Below are 1,097 nucleotides of genomic sequence, written 5' to 3'. Positions count from 1 at the left end.
GCGTTTGTGTTGTTCTCGTCGGCGGCGGGGACGTTGGGTGGTGCGGGGCAGGGGAGTTATGCGGCGGCGAATGCGTTCTTGGATGCGTTGGCGCAGTGGCGGCGTGCGCGGGGGCTGCCCGCCACCTCCCTCGGCTGGGGTCTGTGGGACGAATCCGGCGGAATGACGGGGGAGTTGACGGAGACCGACCGGCGCCGTCTGAGCCGGTCCGGTGTCCGGGGGCTGTCCACCGAGGACGGCCTGGCGCTGTTCGACGCGGCCTGTGCGGCGGACGAGACGCACCTGGTGCCGATCCGGTTCGAGCTCCCGGCGCTGCGCACGGCCGTCGGCTCCGGGGACGTACCGGCCATGCTGCGCGGGCTGGTCGCCGGCCCCCTGCGCCGCGCCGCCACGGACGCCCCGGATTCCGGCGCGCAGCAGCAGCCCTTCGCACAGCGCCTCGCAGGCCTGCCCGAGGAGGAGCGCCATGACGCCGGTCTGCGCCTGGTGTGTGCGCAGACCGCGGAGATCCTGGGCTACGCGGGACCGGAGGCGGTGCCCGCCGAACGGGCCTTCAACGAGCTCGGCTTCGACTCGCTGACCGCCCTTGAGCTGCGTAACCGCCTCAACGCGGCGACCGGGCTCCAGCTGTCCGCGACACTGGTCTTCGACCACCCCACGCCCGAGGCGCTGGCCCGTCACCTCATCGGTGAAGTCACCGGCGGGGAAGGCGGGGCGGCGGCGGCCCCGGCGCCCGCGGCGGTGGCCCCGGCCGCCGGGGACGACGACCCGGTCGTCATCGTCTCGATGGCCTGCCGCTATCCGGGCGGGGTACGCACCCCCGAAGAGCTGTGGCAGCTCGTCGCCTCCGGCAGCGATGTGATCTCCGACTTCCCGGCCGACCGCGGCTGGCACACCGAGGACCTCTACCATCCGGACCCGGACCACCCCGGCACGACCTACTCCTGCGAAGGTGGATTCCTCTACGACGCGGGTGACTTTGACGCCGGGTTCTTCGGGATCTCGCCGCGGGAGGCGCTGGCGATGGATCCGCAGCAGCGGCTGCTGCTGGAGACGTCCTGGGAGGTGCTGGAGCGGGCCGGGCTGGACCCCCGGTC

The 1,097-nt window shown here is 73.2% G+C and carries 1 protein-coding gene; it reads left to right on the top strand.

From position 1 onward, the window contains the following. Nucleotides 1–6 precede the first annotated feature (6 nt). Nucleotides 7–1,097: beta-ketoacyl synthase N-terminal-like domain-containing protein (locus tag ACWD6P_RS37055; protein ID WP_451448619.1), on the top strand; the 1,091-nt coding region annotated here is incomplete at its 3' end.

It is taken from the genome of Streptomyces sp. NPDC002446 (assembly GCF_053595675.1).
The sequence above is the reverse complement of the archived record's forward strand: the minus strand, read 5'-3'. Positions and strand labels throughout refer to the sequence as shown.